The organism is Pseudomonas sp. WS 5027 (assembly GCF_012985695.1).
In the GTDB taxonomy this organism is placed as follows: domain Bacteria; phylum Pseudomonadota; class Gammaproteobacteria; order Pseudomonadales; family Pseudomonadaceae; genus Aquipseudomonas; species Aquipseudomonas hygromyciniae.
In genome coordinates this window covers 100,866-124,037 of sequence record NZ_JAAQWU010000014.1, presented here as the reverse complement: position 1 = coordinate 124,037, position 23,172 = coordinate 100,866, and the positions used below count along the sequence as shown (strand labels likewise).

Below are 23,172 nucleotides of genomic sequence, written 5' to 3'. Positions count from 1 at the left end.
CGGGCCTTATCAGCCGCCAGCCAAGGATCACTGCCATGTCCGAATACCAAGCCTTTGTCGTCGAACTCCACGGCAACGTCGCCCATGTGCAGATTAATCGCCCAGAAAAAATCAATGCCATGAACGCCGCGTTCTGGAGCGAAATCATCGAGATTTTCCAGTGGGTCGAAGACACCGACGCCGTGCGCGCTGTGGTGTTGAGTGGCGCCGGCAAGCATTTCTCCTCGGGCATCGACCTGATGATGCTGGCCTCGGTGGCCAACGAGTTTGGCAAGGACGTGGGGCGCAATGCACGCTTGCTGCGGCGCAAGATCCTGCAATTGCAGGCCTCGTTCAATGCCGTCGACAACTGCCGCAAGCCGGTGCTGGCGGCGATTCAGGGTTACTGCATCGGCGGCGCCATCGACCTGATCAGCGCCTGTGATATGCGCTATGCCGCTGACGACGCGCAGTTCTCGATCAAGGAAATCGACATCGGCATGGCCGCTGACGTCGGCACTCTGCAACGCCTGCCGCGCATCATCGGCGACGGCATGTTGCGTGAACTGGCCTACACCGGCCGCACCTTCGGCGCCGAAGAAGCGCGTAGCATCGGCCTGGTCAACCGCACCTTTGCCGATCACCAAAGCCTGCTGGCCGGGGTCATGGAGCTTGCCGCGCAAATCGCCGCCAAATCACCGATTGCTGTGACCGGCACCAAGGCCATGATCAGCTACATGCGTGACCACAGCATCAACGATGGCCTGGAATACGTTGCCACCTGGAACGCTGCTATGTTGCAATCCAACGACCTGCGCGTGGCCATTGCGGCCCATATGAGTAAGCAGAAACCCGAATTCGTGGATTGACTGAACATGACCCCAGGCTGGATTACCACAACGCTGCTGGACAACGACGCCCCTGGCGGCTGGGCTGTGGCCCGTAGTCGCGAAGGTTTTTTACTCGATGACAACGGGCCGCTGTTTCCCAGGGAATGGCTCAAGCGCCAGGACCTTTCGGTGTTGGCCGAGCACGGTATTGGTCATCTGGACGGTGAGCCCGTGTATCTGCTGGAACTGAACAGTCCAGGCGATGTGCCAGGGTGCCGTTGGCAAGGTTTGCGGGCCTTTATGCTGCAAGGCGACCACCGTTTGTACAAAGTCCTGGGCTATGCCGCGCAAATCGGTACCTGGGCCCGCGAGCACCGGTTTTGCGGCAGTTGCGGCCAGGCGATGGTGCAGGTGCCCCGAGAGCGCGCGATGTTCTGCCAGGCCTGCGACCTGCGCAGTTACCCGCGCATCTCACCGAGCATGATTGTGCTGATCACCCGTGGCGATGAGATTCTGCTGGCCCGTTCACCGCGTTTCGTCACCGGGGTCTACAGCACCCTGGCCGGGTTTGCCGAGCCGGGGGAGTCTGCCGAAGACTGCCTGATCCGCGAAGTGCGCGAGGAAGTGCAGGTCGAGGTGCAGAACATTCAGTATGTGGGCAGCCAGTGCTGGCCGTTTCCCCACTCGATGATGCTGGGCTTTCACGCCGAGTATGCCGGGGGTGAGATCGTGCCCCAGGCCGATGAGATTGAGGATGCGCAGTGGTTCAACATCCACCAGTTGCCACCGCTGCCGGCGTCGCGCTCGATTGCCCGCTACCTGATCGACCTGTATGTGGCGCGCCGTCTAGGCCACGCTGAACCAGTGCTGCCAGGCTAGGCGCACGGTCAGACCGAGGACCACGGTGATAAACACCGGGCGAATGAATTTGGCGCCGCCGCTGATGGCACTGCGGGCGCCAAAGAACGCGCCGACCATCACCGACAGGCCCATGCTCAGGCCGACAATCCAGTCTACCGAACCATTGAAGATAAACACCGACAGCGCTGCGGCGTTACTGACGAAGTTCATGCTGCGTGCCACACCGCTGGCCTTGACCAGGTCGACGGGGTACATCAGCAGGGTGCTGACGGTCCAGAACGCGCCGGTGCCGGGGCCTGCCACGCCATCATAAAAGCCCAGGCCGAAGCCCTGGGTTGATTGCCATTTCTTCTTGATCGGCGCATCCGCGTCCAGCGGCGCCTTGGGCGTGCCGCCAAACAACAGGTAGATGCCGCACGCGAAGACAATCACCGGCAGCATCTTGTTCAGCCATTCGGCGGGCAGGTAGTGGGCGACAATGGCCCCCACCAGCGCGCCGACCAGGGTGCCAACAATGGCATGCACCCACTGGCGCGGGTGGAACAGCTTGCGCCGGTAGAAGGTGAAACTGGCGGTGGCCGAGCCAAAGGTTGAACTCAATTTATTGGTGCCCAGTACCAGATGGGGCGGCATGCCGGCGGTGAGCAAGGCCGGGGTGGTGAGCAAACCGCCACCGCCGGCAATGGCATCGATAAAACCGGCGATAAAGGCAACCACGGCGAGAATGGCCAGAGTGGTGAGGTCAACGCTGAGTTCAAAAGGCATGGAGTCGACTTATTTTCGGCGAGGCGCAGAAAGGGGCTGCGCGAAAGCCCCATAGCTTACCTATAACCAATTGTTACGGCGACTGTTGCAACACACCATCACCTGAAAGTGTTGTGCCAGCAACAGTGATCCAACAAATTCTCCGCCTGGGCAACATTGCCCCATCCGCGCTCGGAATGGCAGGGTGCGCCTGCCACGGGGCTTCGCCCACGCTGGCACGCTTGCTGCTCCACAACCTGCACCATCCCTGTGTGCGAGGTACCGAACGATGACTCAGCAAGCCGTAAAATTCGCCTATTGGGTGCCCAATGTCAGTGGTGGCCTGGTGGTGAGCAAGGTCGAACAACGCACCGACTGGGGCATCGACTACAACCGCAAACTGGCCCAGTTGGCAGAGGAGGCGGGGTTTGAATATGCCTTGACGCAAATCCGCTTCACCGCCGGCTACGGCGCCGAGTACCAGCATGAATCCGTAGCCTTCAGCCACGCGTTGCTCGCCGCCACCAGCAAACTCAAAGTGATCGCGGCGATCCTGCCGGGGCCCTGGCAGCCGGCGCTGGCGGCCAAGCAACTGGCGACCATCGATCAACTGACCCATGGCCGGGTGGCGGTGAATATCGTCAGCGGCTGGTTCAAGGGCGAGTTCCAGGCCATTGGTGAACACTGGCTGGAGCATGACGAGCGCTACCGGCGTTCCGAGGAGTTCATCCGCGCCTTGAAAGGCATCTGGACCCAGGACGACTTCACCTTCAAGGGCGATTTCTACCGTTTCAACAATTACAGCCTCAAACCCAAACCCCTGGGCCAACCGCACCCGGAGATTTTCCAGGGGGGCAGCTCCCGTGCGGCCCGGGATATGGCGGCGCGGGTGTCGGATTGGTATTTCACCAATGGCAACACGCCGGAGGGGATCAAGGCCCAGGTCGACGATATCCGCGCCAAGGCGGCGGCCAATAACCATTCGGTCAAAGTCGGGGTCAATGCGTTTGTGATCGCCCGCGACACCGAGCAAGAGGCTCAGGCGGTGTTGGCCGAGATCATCGACAAGGCAGACCCGCAGGCGGTCAATGCCTTCGGTGATGCCGCCAAACAAGCGGGCAAGGCATCGCCGGAAGGCGAGGGCAACTGGGCCAAGTCCAGTTTCGCCGACCTGGTGCAGTACAACGACGGTTTCAAGACCAACCTGATCGGCACGCCACGGCAGATTGCCGAGCGTATCGTCGCGCTCAAGGCGGTGGGCGTGGACCTGGTGCTGGCGGGCTTCCTGCACTTCCAGGAGGAGGTGGAGTATTTCGGCCAGCGCGTATTGCCCCTGGTGCGCGAGCTGGAAGCCAAGGCCGCGGCGACCGGCAACGCCAGGCCGGTGGCATTACCGGTATAACACCACCGCCGCCCGTAGCTGGTTATTGCCAAAGCGGCACATCCGCTCGAACTCCCCGTGGCTGACCGGCAAATGCTGGCAGTCCATGGGCTGGCGGTGCTGGCTATGGTCCACGTCGGGATCATGCAGGTAGACAAACTCTTGATCGCAGTCGGTCACGATCACCCAGTGCGGTGACTTGGAACGCGTCAGCCGGTAGCTGCTGATCAGCACCAGGGGCTGACCACCGGCGTTCAGGACCTGCGACAGATCCAACGCGCCGCCAAACACCTGTTGCACATCACTGTTGGCCAACTCTTCCTCGAATCCCTCATGTACCAGGCGCATGACCTCTTTTTTATGCGGGGCGCGCACCCCATCGAGAAACAGCGGCCCACGGACGTTGACCTGCATGTGCACGCGAAAGCCCCGGCGCCAGGCGGCCAAGGCCAGGCCCTGGGGGCTGCAACCGCCGTGGCCGGCGGTCATGAACACGGTGGTTGCCTCGCGCCAGATCTGCAGTTCTTCGCGGCGCACAGACTCACGCCCAGGTACCAGGGCGCCCATGGCCATCAGCAGGCAGGCGGCGCCGCAGGTGAAGTCGGTGGTCTGCTGGTAGTAGGGCACGCTCAAGGCCCGCGCGTCAGCGTGCTGGAGGATACGTTTCTCCAGGCGCAGGGCGTCGGTATGGTCGGCGTAATAATCGTTGATCAGGGCAAAGCGCCGGTAGCCACTGCGTTCATACAGCGCGATGGCACCTGGGTTATCGGTGCGCACCTCAAGGCGCAGGTACGCACAGTCGTGTGCCAACGCGCAGGCTTCGATGCGCGCCAGCAATTGCTTGCCCAGGCCCATGCCCCGAGCCGGCGCGGCGATGGCCAGGGAGTACAGGCGCGCCAATGAGGTGCCGCGATGGAACAGCACCAGGGCATAACCCAGCAATTGTCCGGCGTTTTCAGCCACCAGTAACTGCGCGTGGGCGCGGCTGATCATCCACTGGAAACTGCGGGAAGACAGCCGGTCTGTGGTGAAACAGTGCTGTTCCAAGGCCACCAGTGCTGGCAAGTCATCAAGGGTTGCAACGCGAAAAGAAAGAGTCATATAACCGCCGTAAAAGTTGCGTAACTAAACGAGACTTCTCTGAAAGATCGTGCTTAATAGAAAAGGTCAAGTTCTCTAGCGGATCAATCAATATGTCAGCGGTACAAAGTCATTGGCGAGAAGTATCCGAGCAAACTGTCGCGGCGACAATCACTTGCGGCGGATATTTTTCCACTCCGCCCAAGAGTGCAAGCCAAGTGGTGATTATTGTTGAACGCAAGGAAGATTGGGCCTCGTACTTCCCCAGTGAAGATATTGTCACTGCCCAGGAGTACCTCGAACACCCCCGGGAGAACGAGGCCGGCAAACGGGTGCAGGTCATCAACCTGTGCCGCAGCTACAAGTACCTGGGGCATGGTTACTACTGCTCGCTGCTGGCCGAGGCGCGGGGGCACAAGGTAATTCCGTCGGTGCGCACCATCAGCGAATTGACGAAAAAATCCTTGTATGGCCTGGCCCTGGATGACCTGGATAAAACCCTCGATAAAGCATTGAGCCATCACCTCTACAGTAATACCGAAGGTTTTACCCTGACACTTTATTTTGGTCGAACCAATATCGATCCGTTGCAGGATTTAGCCCGGCAGTTGTTTGAAGCCTTTCCGTGTCCGATTTTGTTAGTTGAGTTTCGCAAGAATAACGGCTGGCATATCGAAGGCATCAAGTCCGGGGTATTACATAAGTTGCGTGATGACCAGGAAGATCAATTCGCCCATGCGCTGGACAACTTCAGCCGCAGGATCTGGCGTCAACCGCGTTCCCGGCGTCTGGCCCGTTATGACCTGGCGATCCTGCATGACCCCCAGGAGCAGTTGCCACCGTCCAATGCCAAGGCCCTGGAAAATTTCGTGCGGGTGGGCAAGGGCCTGGGCATCGATGTGGAGCTGATCGAACGCAAGGACTACGCGCGCCTGGCCGAATACGACGCCTTATTGATCCGTGAAACCACCAGTGTCGACAACCACACCTATCGTTTCGCCAAGAAAGCCGAGAGTGAAGGGCTGGTGGTGATGGACGACCCGGCGTCGATCCTGCGCTGCACCAATAAGGTCTACCTCACGGATATGCTCAAGAGCCATCAATTGGGCATGCCTGCCACCGAGATTCTGTACAAGGAGCGACCGGAAGACTTCGAGCGGGTTGGCGAGCGGCTGGGCTTCCCCCTGGTGCTGAAAATCCCCGACGGCTGTTTCTCCCGGGGGGTGATCAAGGTGGAAAGCCAGGAGGCGCTGCTGGCCGCCACCGCCGAGCTGTTCGAACATTCGGTGTTGCTGCTGGCCCAGGAATTTTTCTATACCGAGTACGACTGGCGCATTGGCGTACTCAACCGCAAGCCGATCTTTGCCTGCCAGTACTTCATGTCCAAGGGCCATTGGCAGATCTACAACCACAAGGCCATCGGCCAGGACATCAACGGCGAGTGCCGGACCCTGGCGGTGCACGAGGCCCCCAAGGCCGTGGTGGAACTGGCCGTCAAGACCGCCAACCTGATTGGCGATGGGTTGTACGGCGTGGACTTGAAGCAGTCCGGCGACAAGGTGGTGGTGATCGAAGTCAACGACAACCCGAACATGGATGCCGGGATCGAAGACGCCTACCTGCAAGACGACCTGTACTCCCTGGTGCTCGAAGAGTTCGTGCGCCGCCTGGAGCTCAAGCGCCAGGGCCAGGTCTGGTGATCCGCTTTGAACTCAACGAGGGCGTGCTGCGTCGCACCGAGCGCGAAAGTGCCGAGATCCTGCTGTTCAGCAATCCCGACAGCCATGAGCGTGAATTGCTGCACGAGCGCTACAAGGTCGATGAGCACGCGCTGGCGTCGGCACTGGACCCGGACGAGGTGTCGCGTATCGAGTTCCATCCAGACAATCTGTTTCTGATCTGGAAGCGCCCGCAAAACTACTCCGGGGGCAGCAACCTGGTGTTTGAAGTGTCCTCCTGTGGCTTGCTGTTTTCACCGGACCGTCTGCTGGTGATTGCCACCGACGACAGCCAGTTGTCCGGCCTGGGCGCGCGCCGGTCGTTGCATACACCGTTGGATGTGCTGCTGGATCTGCTACTGAACAACATCCACCACTATCTGGGCCACCTCAAGGTGATCAAGCTGGTCGCCCGGGAGTTGCAGCAGCAGTTCAACGCCTCCATGAGCAACCGCCACCTGATGCAGATGTTCAGCCTCAGCGAGAGCCTGATCTATTACATCAACGCGCTGCACAGTAACGGCGCGGTCTTGACGCGCTTGCGCAACCATGGCGAGAAGGAGCATTTCAGCCCGCAGACCCTGGGCCTGATCGACGACCTGATCATCGAGAACAACCAGTGCTACAAGCAGGCGGAGATTTATTCCAATGTGTTCTCCGGGCTGATCGACGCCCGGGGCAACCTGATGAACAACAGCATGAACAACCTGTTGCGCAAGCTGACGCTGATCAACGTAGTGTTCCTGCCGCTGAACCTGATCGCCAGCATTGGCGGCATGTCCGAGTTCAGCATGATGACGGCCGGGACGCCGTGGTGGGTGGCATACCCGCTGTTTTTGCTGGCGATGGCGTTGGGCGCCGCAGGGATGGTGCTGGGACTCAGGCGGATTGCCAGGGGTGGCGGCAAAGCAGGGTGACCGGGACCTGCGTTGCCGCCGGTATTCGAAGACTCAGGCGCCCGCCTGTAGCGTCAGCACTTCAAAACCATCAGCGGTGACGGCCACCGTATGTTCCCACTGGGCCGACAGGTTGTTGTCGCGGGTCACCACGGTCCAGCCATCCTTGAGGCTGCGCACTTTGGCGCTGCCCTGGTTGAGCATCGGCTCGATGGTGAACACCATGCCTTCGCGCAGGGTCAGGCCTGTGCCCGGGCGGCCGAAGTGCAGGATTTGCGGCTCTTCGTGCATTTCCCGGCCAATCCCATGGCCGCAATACTCGCGCACTACGCTGTAGCCGTTGGCCTGGGCGTGGCTCTGGATCGCATGGCCGATATCCCCCAGGCGGGCGCCGGGTTTGACCTGGCGGATACCGGTCCACATCGCTTCGAAGGTCTGCTCCACTAGGCGCCGGGCCTTGGGTGTGACGGCGCCGATCATGTACATCTTGCTGGAGTCGGCGATAAACCCGCCTTTTTCCAGAGTGATGTCGATATTGACGATGTCGCCATCCTTCAACACATCCTTGGCATTGGGCATGCCATGGCACACCACTTCGTTGATGGACGTGTTGATGCTGAAGGGATAGTCGTATTGCCCAAGGCTGGCGGGGCGCGCTTGCAGGTCATTGCGGATAAACGCCTCGACCGCTGCATCCAGTTCCAGGGTGCTCTGGCCGGCGCCGACCCGGTTGTCGAGCATGCTGAATACCTGGCCCAGAAGGCGCCCGGCTTCGCGCATCACGGCAATCTGTGCAGGGGTCTTGATCATTGGCTGCGCCCCCGGATCAGGTCGGGTTTGTCGAGCAGCAGCTTGTTGATCAAGTCGTTGTAGGCCAGGTGCGGATTGAGCTCGGCCAACAGGCCGATCTTGATCCAGAACTGCGCCTGGGCGTTGATGGAGCGGTCCATGGTGGCGCTGGCCAGACGGATTTGTTCATGCAAGTGATCAGTAATCTTGACGATGCCCATGAGCTTCACTGTGTAGGGTGGATATACAAAGCGTATATGTTTCGTATATCGCTAGTAAACCCCGGCAGTTGACTTGTCACAGGCCGACGTTTAGTTTCGTTGCATGACATTTCGAACCCATAGTTCCCAGCCAAGCATTATTACCGCCATTCCTCATTTGGCGGGATAGCGTTCGGCTGTACCCAAACCCGCCCTAGAGGCGGGTTTTGTTTTTCCGTCTCCAGGGCTCTGTCAAACGCCAGGAGACACCCATGAGTAGCCCACTGCCGCAGTCCACGGTCGACGCTGGATTGCTTGAGCATTACGTAAAGAAAATCCTCGCCGCGCCGGTCTACGACCTGGCGGTACGCACGCCGTTGCAGCCGGCCCCGGCGTTATCGGCGTTGCTGGGTAATCAGATCCTGCTCAAGCGCGAAGACCTGCAGCCGACGTTTTCCTTCAAGATCCGCGGTGCCTATAACAAGCTGGTGCAGCTTAGCGATGAGCAAAAGGCCTGCGGGGTGGTCACTGCGTCTGCTGGCAACCATGCCCAGGGCGTAGCCCTGGCGGCGCGTGAACTGGGGATCAAGGCGACGATTGTGATGCCCAGCACCACCCCCGAATTGAAAGTACTGGGCGTACGCTCCCGGGGCGCCGACGCGGTGCTGCACGGGGCAAGTTTCCCGTTCGCCCTGGCCCATGCATTGCAGTTGGCCGAACAGTCGGGGGCTACCTTTGTGTCGCCCTTCGATGATCCCGACGTCATCGCGGGACAGGGCACCGTCGCCATGGAAATCCTGCGCCAGCAACAAGGCGCACTGGACGCGATCTTCGTACCGGTGGGTGGAGGCGGGTTGATTGCCGGCATCGCGGCATACATCAAGTATTTACGACCAGAGGTGCGGGTCATTGGCGTGGAGCCTGAAGGCTCCAGCTGCCTGCTGGCGGCCTTGCGTGCCGGCGAACGGGTGATATTGCCCAGCGTGGACAGCTTTGCCGATGGTACCGCCGTGGCGCAGATCGGCGCCTACGGCTTTGAAATCTGCCGCCAGCATGTCGATGAAGTCATCACCGTCAGCAACGATGAACTGTGCAGCGCGATCAAGCTGATCTACGACGATACCCGCTCCATCACCGAACCCTCAGGTGCCCTGGCGGTTGCCGGAATCCGCCGCTATGTGCAACGCAACGGGGTGCTGGGGCAGACGTTGGTGGCGATCAACTCCGGGGCCAATATCAACTTCGATAGTTTGCGCCACGTGGCTGAGCGGGTGGCGGCACAAGCCTGACGCCCCCCCTTGTGGCGAGCGGGCTTGTCGGAACGCCGCATCGCCCGCGCTGGGCGGCAAAGCCGCCCCAAACCAGGCGCTACGGAGAATCTGATACAGCGCATTCGGCTGAGGGGGGCTGCTTCGCAGCCCAGCGCGGGCGATGCGGCGTTCCGACAAGCCCGCTCACCACAGAAGGCCGATCTGCGCGTTACTGCTCGCTAGCCTTCTCGACGGTGGTCGATGCCGACCAGATGCGGTAACGCACTTCGACATCTTTTGGAACATATACAACGATGGGCAACTTGCTGTTGTAACGCAGCACAAAACCATCGCCGACCACCGGCACAAAGTCCTCGCGGGTCTTGCCATCGGGGCAGGCCATCATCGTGCTCATGGGGCCGCTGACCTTCTCCAGGCGGTAAAACGGGTAGCCCCAACCTTCGAGGTTTTTCTCTTCCAGAACACCGCCCAGACGCTGCTGGTTGCAGTCCACAGGCAAGGTTTTACCCGCGAGGATTTCGACCTTGAAGTCCTGTTCTTGGGGCTTTTGCGGCAAGTGGATGACCTGGCGAACATGCCCGGCATCGGCCTTGGGGTAGGGCGCGATATCTTCAAGCTTGGCCGCATTGGCCTGGGCGGCGAGCACGGTCATGGCCAGTACCGAAAAGATGTTGAGGGCAGAAGAGGTCATGGGACGTCCTTATCTTTGGGGATGATAAACAGGTGCTGCCACGATGCACGCCAACGTCCGGTAGTGCAAACCGGCAGCAACTTATATAAGGGTTGCTGGTGCTTATGAGGAAAGGATCCTACGCCGACAGACACAAGGAGTAGGCTTTGCAGTTGAAAGCGCCTGCCAGGGTTGGCAAGGCGTGAAGTCAACCGTCCTGACGCGGCGGTCAGACTATTGATATCTATAAAAATTCATTGGCGGTCTCAAAAAAGGAGAGGTTCAGCCATGTTTTCGGAATTGGAACTACGCGGCATTATTGAAGGAAGTTTCCTGCCCAGACGTTGTGAATGCACCAAGGCACAGGATGCGTCGTTGACCATCGAAGTCTACGGTGACGAGGGTAGGCTTATTAAACTCACCGGCATCCAGGCCGATAAACTCAACAGCAGCCGAGCCATCTGCAACCTGATCACCGAGCTGCGTGAAGACCTCAAACATGCCCACGCCCATGCGCCCGCTCCGCGCAGAGCGGGTGCGAGGCTGTACTGATCAGTCCGTGGCCGGATCGCGGGCCTGGATAAACCCCAGGCCCAGCAGCAACTCCGTGCCCACGGCCAACAGAATCCCCGGGCCGGCATGGCCATTGAGCCATTCGCCGATCCCCAGCACCGCCAACCCCAGGCAGCCCACGATAAACCCTGAAACCAGTGCGCTGCGCGGGGGGGATGGGGGCATGTGGCGCAACCGATAAAACATGATCCCGATAGCCAGGAACAGCACGCCATTGCGTCGAGCAACGAGCCCGCTGGCGGCGGAGTATTCCACGCCCCAGAGCCACAACAGCCAGTCTGGCCGGATGCCCCAGGCAACCGCGAGGGCCAGGCACAGCACGGCGGTAAAAGTGGCGAGCGAGGGGAAGCTGATGCGCATGGCGAGTCCTTTCGGCCGTTTCAGAGGGGCCCAAGAGTACGCTGTGTGGCAAGCCTCAGACAAATCCGATACGGCGCCGGCCCCGCGCGCTGCTACTGTCCGGCCACATCTGTCGCCAGTGGCTGAGGTAGGGCGTGCAACAAAAAATCGCAGCAGAGTTTCTCGGCACCTTCTGGCTGACCTTCGGCGGCTGTGGCAGTGCCATTCTGGCGGCCGCGTTTCCCGGCCTGGGCATTGGATTTGCCGGGGTGGCCCTGGCGTTTGGCCTGAGTGTGCTGACCATGTCCTACGCGGTAGGCAGTATCAGTGGCGCGCATTTCAACCCGGCGATCACGGTCGGCCTGTGGGTTGGAGGACGACTGCCGGGGATGGATGTGCTGCCTTACCTCATCGCTCAGGTCGCCGGGGCAACGGTCGCGGCGGCGATCCTCGCGCTGGTCGCCAGCGGTCGGCCGGGCTTTGCACTCGGCGAGTTTGCCGCCAATGGCTACGGTGCGCTGAGTCCGGGGCAGTACAGCCTGCTGGCCGCCATGGTGGTAGAAAGCGTGGGGACGTTCTTCCTGGTGTTTATCGTCATGCGAGTGACCGCGCCAGGTGCCGCGCCAGGGTTTGCGCCGATCGCCGTGGGCCTGACGCTGACCCTGATTCACCTGGTGTCGATTCCCGTCACCAACACCTCGGTCAACCCGGCGCGCAGTACCGGGACGGCGCTGTTTGCCGGTACCGAGTACCTGATGCAACTCTGGCTGTTCTGGCTGGCGCCGCTGATCGGCGGCATCCTCGGCGCCTGGGTGGCCCGAGGCGTGCGAGTGACGACGAAGTGAAATTGCGCGGGGTTACTCGTTTAATTGATGACGATAGGGCAGGTCTGGCCCGGTCTTGCCACAGGTCAGCGCGGCGGCGCGAATGGCGAACTTGAGCATGCCGTCAATCTGCTCCCGGCCCAGGCCCTGTACGCCTTCCATCGAATCCAGTTGCTGCTCGGTGAGCCAGGCAATCAGGGCCGCCTGGAAGGTGTCACCAGCGCCCACCGTATCGGCCATCACCACCTTGACCGCCGGTGCCGACCAGTTGCCATGCTGGCGACTGAATACGCTCGCGCCATCGCCGCCACGGGTCAGGAAAATCAGCTGGCAACGGTGCTGCAACCAGCCTTGCAACACGCTTTCTGGCGCCTGGCCGGGGTAGAGCAGGTGCAAGTCTTCATCGCTGACCTTGATCAGATCGGCATAGTGCACCAGCTCAGCCACTCGCCGGCGCCACAGTTCGATATCCGGCTCGGGGTTCAGGCGCACATTTGGATCGAGGCTGATCAGGCGCCTGCCGCTTTCCCGGCGGATCAGGGCCAAAAGGCTGTCGGCAACCGGCTGCACCACCAGGGAAAACGAACCAAAATGCAAGCCGCGTACCCGTCCATCGAGGGCGGGTAGGTGTTCGACCTGCAACTGCCGATCGGCACAGCCTGCGCCCCGAAAGCTGTACTGCGGGGAACCGTTGGCCCCCAGGGCAACCATTGCCAGGGTGGTCGGCGCGGCAAACTCCACCAAGTAATCGTCGCGTACCCCTTCATCCTTGAGGACCTGGCGCAGGCGCTGGCCCAGGTAATCTTTGGACAACCCGGCGAACAACCCCGCTTCGATTCCCAGGCGGCGCAGGCCCACGGCGACATTGAACGGCGAACCGCCGGCAATCGCCTTGAAATTGACTTGGGACGCAGGTGCGCTGGCATCCTCTTGGCTGAAAAAATCAAACAGCGCTTCGCCACACACTAGATACATAGTTATTCGCTCTTAAAGGGTTGCCACAAGCTGTTGATAGCGCTCATAGGCCTGCTGATAAGCCCTGACGCTGGCGGCGACGGGTTGGGTGCGGCTGGCCGGGTCGATGCTGACGCAGCGTGCGCACAGTGCCTGCAGGCTTTCGCCGGACTGGCACCATGCGGCCTGGATCGCCGCGCCCAGGGCCGCCGCTTCGCTCTGTTCGGTACAGACCACTTCGGTGTCCATGATATCGGCGACCATCTGCCGCCACACCGGGCTTTTCGAGCCGCCGCCGGTCAGGCGGATACTGTGGCTTTGCAGGCCGGTCTGGCGCAACAGGTCCAGGCCTTGGCGCAAGCCAAAGGTGGTGCCTTCGACCACTGCGCGGCATAGGTTGCCACGGGTCATGTTGGTCATGGTCAGCCCGTGCAGGCTGCCGGTGGCGTGGGGCAGGGCGGGGACGCGCTCGCCATTGAGAAACGGCAGCATGCTGACGCCCTCGGCGCCAATCGGGGCCTGGGCCACCAGGGCGTTGAACGCCACCAGGTCCAGCTCGAACAGCTCGCGGATCACCCCGGTGGCGTTGGTCAGGTTCATGGTGCAGATCAGCGGCAGCCAGCCGCCGCTGGACGAGCAGAATGTCGCCACCGCGGCCTGGGCGCTGACATTCGGCTGGTCGGCGAATGCATACACGGTGCCGGACGAGCCGAGGCTCATGGTAAACACCCCAGGCTCGATGTTGCCGGTGCCAATCGCCCCCATCATATTGTCGCCGCCGCCACTGGACACAATGGCCCCAGGGTTGATCCCCAGGCGTTCGGCGATGGCCGGCAGAATGCTGCCCACGGGCTGGTCGGCCTCGATCAACGCTGGCAAAGCTGCCTCCAGGCGCCCGCTGGTATCGATGTGACGCAGCAACCCAAGGTCCCATTGGCGGCTGCGTACATTGAAATAGCCGGTGCCCGAGGCGTCGCCATACTCGGCGCAGGCGCGGCCGGTGAGCCAATAGTTGAGGTAATCGTGGGGCAGCAGGATATGGGCGATTCGTGCGAAAACATCCGGGTGTTGTTCCAGGGTCCATAGCAACTTGGACACGGTGTAGCCTGGCGCAATCGCTACGCCCAGGCGCTCCAGGGAGCCGCTTTCACCGCCCAGGTGCTCTAGTAATCGGCTGTTTTCGGCGCTGGTTTCGGTGTCACACCACAGCTTGGCCGGGCGCAGCACCTGGCCGTGTTCATCGAGCAGCACCAGGCCGTGCTGCTGGCCGGAAACTCCGATGCCGAGAATGTCCTGGCCGTCCACGCCGGCTTGTTGCAAGGCGCGGTGGGTGGCCTCGGTAAAGGCGTCCAGCCACTCCTGAGGGTGCTGCTCGCGCCGGCCATTGGCGCCGCTGATCAGGGTGTGGGCAGCGGCGCCCAGGCCCAGCACCTTACCGCTGGCGGCGTCGAGGACGATGGCCTTGGTGCCTTGGGTGCCGCAGTCGATGCCGAGGAATAGAGATTGCCGGGTCATAGTTATCGCTCAATGGAACGCGGTCAAAATGTGGGAGCGGGCTTGCTCGCGAAAGCGGCGTATCAGCCAAACATCTATCAACTGACCCACTGCTTTCGCGAGCAAGCCCGCTCCCACATTATTTTGCTCAAGCTTTGTCAGTGAAGGTTGGCGAGCAGCTGCTTCAGGGTCTCTGCGACACCTTTGTCACGCAAACTGGCAAAACACCGCTCAAACGCTGCCACAAACTCAGGTGAGTTGGGAATTGCCGGGCCAAAAATCTCTTCCACACTCAGCAGTCGCTGGCTGATCGAGGCGTCATCCGCCACCAGCGCCCGGCAGAAGTCGGCGCGGGGGTCGGGGATCGGGTAGCGCACGCCGTTCTCGTCCACACCTTGCAGGTACAAGGCCCAGGCGGCTACCACCAGCGCTGCGCGCTCAGTGTCGCGGCCCTCGGCAATCAGGCGGTTGATCGTCGGCACAGTGAACTTGGGAAACTTCGACGAACCATCGGAGCAGACTCGCTCCAGTTGATCGGCAATCGCCTGGTTGGAGAAGCGCTCCACCAAGGTCTGCTTGTACTGCTCCAGATCGATGCCCGGCACCGGCGCCAGGTTGGGGGTCACGTCCAGGTCCATATAGGCGCGCATATACGCGACAAACAGCGGGTCGTTCATGGTCTCGTGGACAAACCGGTAGCCCTTGAGAAACCCCAGGTAGGTCAGGGCCAGGTGACTGCCGTTGAGCAGGCCGATCTTCATTTCTTCATAAGGGGTGACGTCGTCGGTGAACTGCACACCCACCTGCTCCCAGGCTGGCCGGCCGTTGACAAACTTGTCTTCCAGCACCCATTGCACAAAAGGCTCGCACACCACTGGCCAGGCATCATCGATGCCGTGTTCATCATGCAGTTGCAGGCGGTGGGCGGTACTGGTCATGGGCGTGATGCGGTCGACCATGGCGTTGGGGAAACTCACATTGGCCTGGATCCAGTCATGCAGTTGGGCATCGCGCAGCGCGGCGAACGCCAGCAGCGCCTTGCGGGTCACGGCGCCGTTGTGCGGCAGGTTATCGCAGGACATCACGGTAAAGGCCCGAATGCCGGCGGCACGGCGCTGGCTCAGGGCTGCGCAGATAAAACCGAATACCGTCTGCGGCGCCGTAGGGTGAGCGAGGTCATGCTGGATCTGCGGCAGGTGGGCCATGAACTCACCGTTGCTGTCGTCGATGCAGTAGCCGCCCTCGGTGATGGTCAGCGACACGATGCGGATTTCAGGGCTGGCCAGTTTATCGATCACGGCCTGGGCGCTGTCCTGCGCCAGGAGCATGTTGCTGATGGCGCCGATCACTCGCACTTCGGTGTCGTCGGTGTCGCCCAGTTCATACAGGGTGAACAGATAGTCCTGGCCGGCCAGGTCATCCCGCGCCTTGCGGTCTTCGGCGCGCAGGCCAATGCCGCAGATGCTCCAGTCCAGGCCGACACCGGTGTTCATCAGGGCGTCGGTGTAATAGGCCTGGTGTGCGCGGTGGAAACCGCCGACGCCGATATGGGCGATGCCCTGGCGCGTGTCGGCGAGGGCGTAGGTCGGCAGGCGCACTTCAGGTGCCAACACGTTGAGGTTGTGTTTATTGAGTTTCATCAAAAGCTCTCGCGAAATCAGGCGGCAGCGCGCAGTGGGCGGGCCACCGCAACACCGTCGGTGTCGAACAGATGGCAGTGCGCCGGGTCCAGGTGCAGTTGCAGCGTCTCGCCATACTGGCTGGCCATGTCGCCACGGATCCGCATGGTCAGCGGCTCGCCACTGGCGGTGAGCACATGGCAGAACGTGTCGCTGCCCAGGCGCTCGCCAACGTCGGCGGTAACGGTGAGGGTGGTATCGCCCGGCGCGGCCAGTTCCAGGTGCTCGGGGCGGATGCCCAGGGTCACGGCACTGCCCACGCTCAAGCTGGCACTGTGCAACGGCAGGCTGATCAAGGTGCCGGCATCCAGTTGTACTTCGCAGCCTTGGCCTTCGACCCGGGTGACCTTGCCCTTGAGAAAGCCCATTTTCGGCGTGCCCAAAAAGCCCGCGACAAACAGGTTGGCCGGTTGGTGATACAGCTCCAGTGGCGAGCCGACCTGTTCGATGCGCCCACTGTTGAGCACCACCACCTTGTCGGCCAGGGTCATGGCTTCGACCTGGTCGTGGGTTACGTAGATCATGGTGGCTTGCAGTTCTTTATGCAGGCGCGCCAGCTCCAGGCGCATTTGCACGCGCAGGGCCGCGTCGAGGTTGGACAGCGGCTCGTCGAACAGGAAGATCTTCGGGTTGCGCACAATCGCCCGGCCAATGGCCACCCGCTGGCGCTGCCCGCCAGACAACTGCTTGGGCTTGCGCTCCAGCAGCGGGCCCAACTCCAGGATACGTGCGGCCTCACTGACTTTGCTGTCGACGATCTGCTTGTCCACGCCCGCCAAATCCAGGGCAAACGACATGTTCTTGCGCACGCTCATATGCGGGTACAGGGCATAGGTCTGGAACACCATGGCCAAGTCGCGCTTGGCCGGGGTCACCTCGGTGATATCGCGGCCATCCAGTTCGATGGTGCCTTCGGTGACTTCCTCAAGGCCGGCAATCAGGCGCAGCAGAGTGGACTTGCCACAGCCCGAAGGCCCGACAAAGACCACGAATTCCTTGTCGTTCACTTGCAGGTCGATGCCCTTGATGATGGAGAAACCTTCGAAGCCTTTTTGCAGATTCTTGATTTTCAGGTTGGCCATGATGGGCCTCCTTTTATAAGGGGTCGTTATTTCACTGCGCCAAAGGACAAACCGCGCACCAACTGCTTCTGGCTGATCCAACCGAAGATCAGGATCGGCGCGCAGGCCAGGGTCGAGACTGCGGACAATTTGGCCCAGAACAAACCTTCGGGGCTGGAGTAGGAGGCGATCAGCGCGGTCAAGGGCGCGGCATTCGACGAGGTCAGGTTCAGCGACCAGAACGCTTCGTTCCAGCACAGGATCAGCGACAGCAACACCGTGGAAGCCAGGCCGCCCTTGGCGATGGGCAGCAGCACCCGCACCATTTCCTGCCACAGGGTGGCGCCATCCAGGCGTGCGGCTTCGAGGATGTCCTTGGGAATGTCCTTGAAGTAGGTGTAAACCATCCACACCACAATCGGCAGGTTGATCAGGGTGTAGATGATGATCAGCGCGATGCGCGTATCCAGCAGGCCCATGCCCTTGGCCAGCAGGTAGATAGGCATCAGCACACCCACGGGTGGCAGCATCTTGGTCGACAGCATCCACAGCAGCGTGCCCTTGGTGCGCTGGGTTTCGTAGAACGCCATGGAGTAGGCCGCCGGCACCGCAATCAGCAGGCACAAGGCGGTGGCGCTGAAGGAAATCACCACTGAGTTCCAGGCGAAGCTTACGTAATTGCTGCGCTCGTTGATGAGCAGGTAGTTCTCAAGGGTAGGGGTGAAAATAAACTGTGGCGGCGTGGCAAACGCGTCGATTTCGGTCTTGAAACTGGTAAGTACCATCCAGAAGATCGGGAAGAAAATCACGATCGCGATGGCCCAGGCCAGGGTGCCGAGCAACAGGCTTTGCAGGCGGCGGGATTGTTGAAGCGTCATGGCGCGGCCCTCAAGGCTTGTCAGTCAGGTTTTTGCCGAGCATCCGTACCAGGATGATCGCCGCGATATTGGCAATGACCACGGCAATCAAGCCGCCGGCCGAAGCCATGCCCACGTCGAACTGCACCAGCGCCTGGTTGTAGATCAGGTAGGCGAGGTTGGTCGAGGCGTAGCCGGGGCCGCCGTTGGTGGTGGTGAAGATTTCGGCGAACACCGAGAGCAGGAAAATCGTCTCGATCATCACCACCACGGCGATGGGCCGGGCCAAGTGCGGCAGGGTCAGGTGCCAGAAGATCGCAATCGGACCGGCACCGTCCAGGCGCGCCGCTTCTTTCTGTTCCTGGTCCAGGGACTGCATGGCGGTCATCAGAATCAGGATGGCGAAGGGCAGCCATTGCCAGGACACAATGATGATGATCGACAGCAGCGGGTAGTGCGCCAGCCAATCCACCGGCTGCGCGCCAAACAACTTCCACACCGCCGCCAGCACGCCGGACACCGGGTGGAAAATCAGGTTCTTCCAGATCAGCGCACCCACCGTGGGCATGATGAAGAACGGCGAGATCAGCAACACCCGCACCAACCCGCGACCGAAAAACTCGCTGGCTTCCAGCAAGGCACTGATCAACACGCCCAGCACCACACTGATCAGCAGCACGCTGCCCACCAGCAACAGGGTGTTGGTGGCGCCGGGCAGGAAGCCGGAATCGGTGATGAAGTAGGTGAAGTTCTCCAGGCCCACGAATTGGTTTTCGCCGGGGTAAAGCAGGTTGTAGCGGATCAGCGAAAAGTACAGGGTCATGCCCAGAGGCACGATCATCCACAGCAGCAACAGGGCCACCGAGGGGCTGACGAGGAGCCAGCCGGGGTTGAGCAGGCGGTTTTTACGCGGTTTATCCGCAGCAGCGGTTTGCACATTCATAGGATCAAAACCAGTTTGCAGAGCGAGAGTCGGAGCGCGGTCAGTGTGGGAGCGGGCTCGCTCGCGATAACGGTGGTTCAGCCGACATATTCGGTGACTGATACGCCGCTATCGCAGGCAAGCCAGCTCCTACATTTACGGGGTGAGGCTGGGTTATTTGGGATAGCCGGCGCGCTTCATTTCCCGCTCGGTGGTGGTTTGCGCGGCCGCCAGGGCCTGGTCCACCGTCTGCTGGCCGGTCAGGGCGCCGGAAAAGAACTTGCCCACCTGGGTGCCAATCGCCTGGAACTCAGGAATGGTCACCAACTGGATACCGATATACGGCACCGGCTTGAGGGTTGGCTTGGTCGGATCCGCAACCTTCAACGACTCCAGCGTGACCTTGGCAAAGGGGGCGGCCTGCATGTACTCCTCGCTGTAGGTCGAGGCGCGGGTGCCCGGCGGCACGTTGGCGATACCGTCGGTCTTGGCCACCAGCGCGCCGTACTCCTTGGAAGTGGCCCAGGCACTGAAGACCTTGGCCGCGTCCTTGGCCTTTGAACTGGTCGGGATCGCCAGAGACCAGGAATACAGCCACGAGCTGCCCTTGTCGGTGACTTGTTGAGGGGCAAAGGTGAAGCCGACGTGATCGGCGACCTTGCTCTGGGTCTTGTCGGTAACAAATGAGCCGGCGACGCTGGCATCCACCCAGATCGCGCACTTGCCGCTGTTGAACAGCGCCAGGTTCTCGTTGAAGCCGTTGCTGGATGCGCCCGGCGGGCCGGATTTTTTCATGTTGTCGACGTAGAAGTTCAGTGCATCTTTCCACTCGGGTCCGTTGAATTGTGGTTGCCACTTTTCATCGAACCAGCGTGCGCCATAACCGTTGGCCAGGGTGCCGATCAGTGCCATGTTTTCGCCCCAACCGGCCTTGCCGCGCAGGCACAGGCCGTACTGTTCCTTGCTTTTGTCGGTGAGTTTTTCGGCAAACTCGCCAATCTGCACCCAGGTCGGGTGTTCAGGCATGGTCAGCCCGGCCTGCTTGAACAGGTCGGTGCGGTAGTAAGTAATGGAACTTTCTGCATAGAAAGGCAGGGCGTACAGCGTGCCCTTGACGGAAAGGCCGTCGCGCACTGAGGGGAATACATCGTCCAGGTCGTAGGACGGCGGCAGATCCTTCATTGGCTCCAACCAACCCTTGGCGCCCCAGAGTGCAGCTTCGTACATGCCGATGGTCAGCACATCGAACTGCCCGCCCTGGGTGGCGATATCGGTGGTCAGGCGTTGGCGCAGGACGTTTTCTTCCAGTACCACCCAGTTCAACTTGATTTGCGGATGCTCGGCCTCGAAGGTTTTCGACAGCTTTTGCATGCGGATCATGTCGCTGTTGTTGACGGTGGCAATGGTCAGGGTCTGTGCGCCCAGGCTGGCGGCGCTGAGAGTCATGCAGGTACAGGCAAGCAGTGCTTTTGCTGGGAAAGTCATCGCGCACTCCGTTTCTGCGCCCAGGGGCTACAGAAGGACAGTTATTGTTGTTGTGTCTTCCATGACGGCAGGAAGAGTGTGCGTTGATTACAGCCTTCTGCAGGCGCGGTGACAAATCCTTGAGCGCACTAGGACTGATACTTTTTTGCACTCAAACGAGCGATCTTTTACCGGCGTCGCGCTCAGGCCAGGTTCTGCTCGGTCAAGCGCTGCATAGCCAGCCGTCGATAATGGGAGGGCGTCATGCCTTTGAGCTGCTGAAAGCGCCGATTGAAGTTGGAGATATTGTTGAAGCCTGACTCAAAGCACACATCGGTGACGGCCTTGTCACCATCGGCCAGCAGCTCACAGGATTTACTGATGCGCAGGCGGTTGACGAACTCGATGAAAGTGCGCCCGGTCGCCTGCTTGAACACCCTGGAAAAGTACGTCGGCTTCATTCCCAGATGGTCGGCCACTTCTTCGAGGGGCAACTCCCGGCCGTAGTGGGCGAAGATATAGTCCACCGCACGGTTAGTGCGGTCGATGCTGTGCTCATCGGCCAACTGCGGCGTGGTCACCCCGGACAGCAACTGGTAATCCTCACAGGCACTCAACACTTCCAGCAGGATAAAAAAGTGCCCTAGCCGCGCCACGCCGCGCGCGTTTTCTATCTGCTGCATCAGCGTCATGGCCTGGGCGATGGTGTGCTTGCAGCGAAACTCGATGCCGTACTTCGCCCGCTCCAGCAGCGGCGCCACAGCCTTGAGCTCACTGAAGACCGGAACCGCGCTATCAAACAACTCGTCGGTAAAGTTCACCAGCATGTCGCGCTTGGGCACCACCTCATCTTCGGCCACCTGGCTGATCCAGTTATGGGGCAGGTTGGGCCCGGTGAGGAACAGGCTTTCGGGATAGAAGTTGCCGATGTAGTCGCCGATAAACACCTTGCCGGAGCTGGCAATAATCAGGTGCAGCTCGTATTCCTTATGGAAATGCCAGCGCACCAGCGGGCAGGGGAAACCGTGCTGGCGATAGATGATGGACAGGCCATTGTGGTCGTCCATCAATTCATAGGAGGGGTCGGTGATTCGCGCGGCTCGAGTCATGCTGGCGTCGCTTTTATTGTGGTCGCGCAACCGATAATGCCCCGTTGCGCAGCACCTCGCCAGCATTTAGAACGTGCGGTTTTTCGCCTCGATCCACTGCGCCATGTACTGGGTACTTTTATGCAGATGATGGCGCAACATGCTGCCGGTAAAGTTATTGCGCCGATGTTGTGCCAGTTCGTTACGGCAGTGTTGCAGGCGTTCGACCAGCGCAGGGCCGTGGAGTGACGCGCTATAGCGCTGGGCGAGCAGCACGCGGCCATGTTCCTGCGCCTCGTTCCAGGCTTGCCGGTCCTGGTACAAGGCCACGGCGGCATCGGCCAGGGCCGTGGCACTCTGGGCGATCAGCCCTGGCCACGGTTGTTCGTCGGTCATGCCTTCGGCGCCGATGGGCGTGGTGATACTGGGCGTGCCACAGAGCATGCCGTCGGCCAGCTTGCCCTTGATTCCGGCGCCGAACCGCAGCGGGGCCAGGCAGATACGTGCGCCTGACATGACTTGCAACGCGTCTTCTGCCCAGTTCATCACATGAAAGCCCTGGGCCGGGTTATGCAGCGCAGTGGCCTTGGGTGGCGTGTAGGCGCCATAGATATGCAACTGGGCACCGGGCAAGCGCTGGCGAATCAATGGCCAGATGCTGTTTTTCATCCATAACACCGCGTCCCAGTTGGGCGCATGGCGGAAATTGCCGATGCTCAGGAAATGCGCGCGGTCTTCATAAGGCACAAACGCCTCGGTGGCCGGCGCGACCATCAACGGGCACCAGTGGAGCAGGGCCGCGGGCACCTTGAAGTGTTCGGTCAGCAACTGGATCTCCACATCGGAAATCATCAGGCTGATATCGCAGCGGTAGATCGCGGCGATTTCGCGCTTGGCCAGGTCGGTATCGGCCATCAGCTGGAATTCGGCGTCCAGGGCCTTGGCGAATAGCGGGCCGAAGTCATCTGCCGCCGGATGATCCTTGAGGTAATCCTTCAAGCGCTGCTGGCGGGCATCGCGCAGGCTCTGCAAATCGGAGGTTTCCAGCACGCGCAAGGCATCCGGGCACTGCTTCTCTACACGCCAGCCGAACTGCTCTTCCATCATGAAGCGATCGAACAGCACGATATCCGGGGCCAGTTCCCGGATAAATTCGTCGAAACTGCTGTTATTGAGCTCAATGGCGCATTCGCGAATGCCCAGTGCGCCGAGGTCCGCCTTGTGTTCGCCGATCGCTGCCGGGCTGCTGAAGGTTATTTCCCAGCCTTGAGTAAGAAAACTCTCAAGTATCTGCATCATATGCCCGCCCGCAGCCGAGGAGCGGGGCTCCGGCCAGACATAACCAATGACCAGAACGCGGGTGGCAGACGGATTGTTCAACGATGAATTCCTTCAAGGGCAGGGCAAAAGCGGCGCAATTAAACCACAGCCGCCCGGCCCGGGCGCAGTCATGACATTTTGTGTTCGGCCATAGGTGTCAATCGCACTTTGTGGTTAA

23 protein-coding genes are annotated in these 23,172 nt (G+C 60.8%); 8 read left to right on the top strand and 15 right to left on the bottom strand.

All coding sequences use genetic code 11. The annotated features are described in order from the left end of the window. Positions 1-35 precede the first annotated feature (35 nt). Together HBO09_RS18200 and nudC are read left to right on the top strand one after the other, a co-directional pair. Entirely contained in the window at positions 36-848 is an 813-nt protein-coding gene (locus tag HBO09_RS18200) for a crotonase/enoyl-CoA hydratase family protein (RefSeq protein ID WP_169995394.1), read from the top strand. Positions 849-854: 6 nt separating this feature from the next. Further along, positions 855-1,688, top strand: coding sequence for an NAD(+) diphosphatase (gene nudC / locus HBO09_RS18195; RefSeq protein ID WP_104912427.1), 834 nt, complete (start codon positions 855-857; stop codon positions 1,686-1,688). Here the strand turns inward: nudC and HBO09_RS18190 are convergent. Next, entirely contained in the window at positions 1,656-2,435 is a 780-nt protein-coding gene (locus HBO09_RS18190) for a TSUP family transporter (protein ID WP_169995397.1), read from the bottom strand. The genes nudC and HBO09_RS18190 overlap by 33 nt on opposite strands. A 268-nt stretch (positions 2,436-2,703) precedes the next feature. Here HBO09_RS18190 and sfnG point away from each other — a divergent pair, with 268 nt between their 5' ends. After that, a complete protein-coding gene (gene sfnG, locus HBO09_RS18185) occupies positions 2,704-3,816 on the top strand; it encodes a dimethylsulfone monooxygenase SfnG (protein ID WP_169995399.1) in 1,113 nt (370 codons plus the stop codon). Here the strand turns inward: sfnG and HBO09_RS18180 are convergent. Then, positions 3,805-4,896: a GNAT family N-acetyltransferase/peptidase C39 family protein gene (locus HBO09_RS18180; RefSeq protein ID WP_170060950.1), complete on the bottom strand. Its 1,092-nt coding sequence runs from the start codon at positions 4,894-4,896 to the stop codon at positions 3,805-3,807. The genes sfnG and HBO09_RS18180 overlap by 12 nt on opposite strands. 92 nt (positions 4,897-4,988) lie before the next feature. On the opposite strand from HBO09_RS18180, the gene HBO09_RS18175 reads away from it, so the two are divergent. Both HBO09_RS18175 and HBO09_RS18170 read left to right on the top strand, forming a co-directional pair. Next, on the top strand, positions 4,989-6,575 hold the full coding sequence (locus HBO09_RS18175; RefSeq protein WP_178120330.1) for a RimK family protein: 1,587 nt from the start codon (positions 4,989-4,991) through the stop codon (positions 6,573-6,575). Further along, positions 6,569-7,510 carry a magnesium transporter CorA family protein gene (locus HBO09_RS18170; RefSeq protein WP_169995594.1) on the top strand — a complete coding sequence of 314 codons (942 nt, stop codon included), beginning with the start codon at positions 6,569-6,571 and terminating at the stop codon, positions 7,508-7,510. Before HBO09_RS18175 ends, HBO09_RS18170 begins: the two co-directional genes overlap by 7 nt. Before the next feature lie 33 nt (positions 7,511-7,543). On the opposite strand, the gene map is transcribed toward HBO09_RS18170, so the two are convergent. Together map and HBO09_RS18160 are read right to left on the bottom strand one after the other, a co-directional pair. Then, on the bottom strand, positions 7,544-8,299 hold the full coding sequence (gene map, locus HBO09_RS18165; RefSeq protein WP_169995403.1) for a type I methionyl aminopeptidase: 756 nt from the start codon (positions 8,297-8,299) through the stop codon (positions 7,544-7,546). Further along, on the bottom strand, positions 8,296-8,499 hold the full coding sequence (locus tag HBO09_RS18160; RefSeq protein WP_169995405.1) for a ParD-like family protein: 204 nt from the start codon (positions 8,497-8,499) through the stop codon (positions 8,296-8,298). The genes map and HBO09_RS18160 overlap by 4 nt, the downstream gene beginning before the upstream one ends. A 251-nt stretch (positions 8,500-8,750) precedes the next feature. On the opposite strand from HBO09_RS18160, the gene ilvA reads away from it, so the two are divergent. Then, positions 8,751-9,767, top strand: a complete 1,017-nt coding sequence (ilvA, locus tag HBO09_RS18155; protein WP_169995407.1) for a threonine ammonia-lyase, biosynthetic — start codon at positions 8,751-8,753, stop codon at positions 9,765-9,767. A gap of 190 nt (positions 9,768-9,957) precedes the next feature. Here the strand turns inward: ilvA and eco are convergent, their stop codons facing one another. Next, positions 9,958-10,440, bottom strand: a complete 483-nt coding sequence (eco, locus tag HBO09_RS18150; RefSeq protein ID WP_169995409.1) for a serine protease inhibitor ecotin — start codon at positions 10,438-10,440, stop codon at positions 9,958-9,960. 267 nt (positions 10,441-10,707) lie between these two features. Between eco and HBO09_RS18145 the strand changes: the two genes are divergently transcribed. Next, on the top strand, positions 10,708-10,971 hold the full coding sequence (locus tag HBO09_RS18145) for a DUF1652 domain-containing protein (protein WP_169995411.1): 264 nt from the start codon (positions 10,708-10,710) through the stop codon (positions 10,969-10,971). Here the strand turns inward: HBO09_RS18145 and HBO09_RS18140 are convergent, their stop codons facing one another. Beyond that, a complete protein-coding gene (locus HBO09_RS18140; RefSeq protein ID WP_169995413.1) occupies positions 10,972-11,352 on the bottom strand; it encodes a hypothetical protein in 381 nt (126 codons plus the stop codon). It abuts the gene before it with no gap. 134 nt (positions 11,353-11,486) lie between these two features. Here HBO09_RS18140 and aqpZ point away from each other — a divergent pair, with 134 nt between their 5' ends. Continuing rightward, positions 11,487-12,176 carry an aquaporin Z gene (aqpZ, locus tag HBO09_RS18135; RefSeq protein WP_169995415.1) on the top strand — a complete coding sequence of 230 codons (690 nt, stop codon included), beginning with the start codon at positions 11,487-11,489 and terminating at the stop codon, positions 12,174-12,176. A 12-nt stretch (positions 12,177-12,188) separates the two neighbouring features. Here aqpZ and HBO09_RS18130 read toward each other — a convergent pair whose 3' ends face one another. The 9 genes from HBO09_RS18130 to HBO09_RS18090 form a co-directional block, all read right to left on the bottom strand. Continuing rightward, positions 12,189-13,130: a carbohydrate kinase gene (locus HBO09_RS18130; RefSeq protein WP_169995417.1), complete on the bottom strand. Its 942-nt coding sequence runs from the start codon at positions 13,128-13,130 to the stop codon at positions 12,189-12,191. Between the two features lie 12 nt (positions 13,131-13,142). Beyond that, positions 13,143-14,624, bottom strand: a complete 1,482-nt coding sequence (xylB, locus tag HBO09_RS18125) for a xylulokinase (RefSeq protein WP_169995419.1) — start codon at positions 14,622-14,624, stop codon at positions 13,143-13,145. Between the two features lie 137 nt (positions 14,625-14,761). Then, the gene (locus HBO09_RS18120) at positions 14,762-16,243 is read right to left on the bottom strand and encodes a mannitol dehydrogenase family protein (protein ID WP_169995421.1); all 1,482 of its coding nucleotides are present in this window, start codon (positions 16,241-16,243) and stop codon (positions 14,762-14,764) included. 17 nt (positions 16,244-16,260) lie between these two features. Next, positions 16,261-17,364, bottom strand: coding sequence for a sn-glycerol-3-phosphate ABC transporter ATP-binding protein UgpC (gene ugpC, locus HBO09_RS18115; protein WP_169995423.1), 1,104 nt, complete (start codon positions 17,362-17,364; stop codon positions 16,261-16,263). A gap of 26 nt (positions 17,365-17,390) precedes the next feature. Further along, positions 17,391-18,221, bottom strand: a complete 831-nt coding sequence (locus tag HBO09_RS18110) for a carbohydrate ABC transporter permease (protein ID WP_169995425.1) — start codon at positions 18,219-18,221, stop codon at positions 17,391-17,393. Between the two features lie 10 nt (positions 18,222-18,231). Next, positions 18,232-19,143 carry a sugar ABC transporter permease gene (locus HBO09_RS18105; RefSeq protein ID WP_169995427.1) on the bottom strand — a complete coding sequence of 304 codons (912 nt, stop codon included), beginning with the start codon at positions 19,141-19,143 and terminating at the stop codon, positions 18,232-18,234. A gap of 153 nt (positions 19,144-19,296) precedes the next feature. Continuing rightward, the gene (locus HBO09_RS18100; RefSeq protein ID WP_169995429.1) at positions 19,297-20,607 is read right to left on the bottom strand and encodes a sugar ABC transporter substrate-binding protein; all 1,311 of its coding nucleotides are present in this window, start codon (positions 20,605-20,607) and stop codon (positions 19,297-19,299) included. A gap of 182 nt (positions 20,608-20,789) precedes the next feature. Then, positions 20,790-21,695: an AraC family transcriptional regulator gene (locus tag HBO09_RS18095; protein WP_169995431.1), complete on the bottom strand. Its 906-nt coding sequence runs from the start codon at positions 21,693-21,695 to the stop codon at positions 20,790-20,792. A gap of 66 nt (positions 21,696-21,761) precedes the next feature. Then, positions 21,762-23,054 (bottom strand): glycosyltransferase, encoded by a 1,293-nt coding sequence (locus HBO09_RS18090; protein ID WP_169995433.1) that lies wholly within the window; start codon positions 23,052-23,054, stop codon positions 21,762-21,764. Between the last annotated feature and the right edge of the window lie 118 nt (positions 23,055-23,172).

Excerpts from the sequence above, each read along its gene's own strand:
- HBO09_RS18200 (WP_169995394.1), top strand. The coding sequence starts at position 36 with ATGTCCGAATACCAAGCCTTTGTCGTCGAACTCCACGGCAACGTCGCC.
- nudC (WP_104912427.1), top strand. The coding sequence starts at position 855 with ATGACCCCAGGCTGGATTACCACAACGCTGCTGGACAACGACGCCCCT.
- HBO09_RS18190 (WP_169995397.1), bottom strand. The coding sequence starts at position 2,435 with ATGCCTTTTGAACTCAGCGTTGACCTCACCACTCTGGCCATTCTCGCC.
- sfnG (WP_169995399.1), top strand. The coding sequence starts at position 2,704 with ATGACTCAGCAAGCCGTAAAATTCGCCTATTGGGTGCCCAATGTCAGT.
- HBO09_RS18180 (WP_170060950.1), bottom strand. The coding sequence starts at position 4,896 with ATGACTCTTTCTTTTCGCGTTGCAACCCTTGATGACTTGCCAGCACTG.
- HBO09_RS18175 (WP_178120330.1), top strand. The coding sequence starts at position 4,989 with ATGTCAGCGGTACAAAGTCATTGGCGAGAAGTATCCGAGCAAACTGTC.
- map (WP_169995403.1), bottom strand. The coding sequence starts at position 8,299 with ATGATCAAGACCCCTGCACAGATTGCCGTGATGCGCGAAGCCGGGCGC.
- HBO09_RS18160 (WP_169995405.1), bottom strand. The coding sequence starts at position 8,499 with ATGGGCATCGTCAAGATTACTGATCACTTGCATGAACAAATCCGTCTG.
- ilvA (WP_169995407.1), top strand. The coding sequence starts at position 8,751 with ATGAGTAGCCCACTGCCGCAGTCCACGGTCGACGCTGGATTGCTTGAG.
- eco (WP_169995409.1), bottom strand. The coding sequence starts at position 10,440 with ATGACCTCTTCTGCCCTCAACATCTTTTCGGTACTGGCCATGACCGTG.
- HBO09_RS18145 (WP_169995411.1), top strand. The coding sequence starts at position 10,708 with ATGTTTTCGGAATTGGAACTACGCGGCATTATTGAAGGAAGTTTCCTG.
- HBO09_RS18140 (WP_169995413.1), bottom strand. The coding sequence starts at position 11,352 with ATGCGCATCAGCTTCCCCTCGCTCGCCACTTTTACCGCCGTGCTGTGC.
- HBO09_RS18130 (WP_169995417.1), bottom strand. The coding sequence starts at position 13,130 with ATGTATCTAGTGTGTGGCGAAGCGCTGTTTGATTTTTTCAGCCAAGAG.
- xylB (WP_169995419.1), bottom strand. The coding sequence starts at position 14,624 with ATGACCCGGCAATCTCTATTCCTCGGCATCGACTGCGGCACCCAAGGC.
- HBO09_RS18120 (WP_169995421.1), bottom strand. The coding sequence starts at position 16,243 with ATGAAACTCAATAAACACAACCTCAACGTGTTGGCACCTGAAGTGCGC.
- ugpC (WP_169995423.1), bottom strand. The coding sequence starts at position 17,364 with ATGGCCAACCTGAAAATCAAGAATCTGCAAAAAGGCTTCGAAGGTTTC.
- HBO09_RS18110 (WP_169995425.1), bottom strand. The coding sequence starts at position 18,221 with ATGACGCTTCAACAATCCCGCCGCCTGCAAAGCCTGTTGCTCGGCACC.
- HBO09_RS18105 (WP_169995427.1), bottom strand. The coding sequence starts at position 19,143 with ATGAATGTGCAAACCGCTGCTGCGGATAAACCGCGTAAAAACCGCCTG.
- HBO09_RS18100 (WP_169995429.1), bottom strand. The coding sequence starts at position 20,607 with ATGACTTTCCCAGCAAAAGCACTGCTTGCCTGTACCTGCATGACTCTC.
- HBO09_RS18095 (WP_169995431.1), bottom strand. The coding sequence starts at position 21,695 with ATGACTCGAGCCGCGCGAATCACCGACCCCTCCTATGAATTGATGGAC.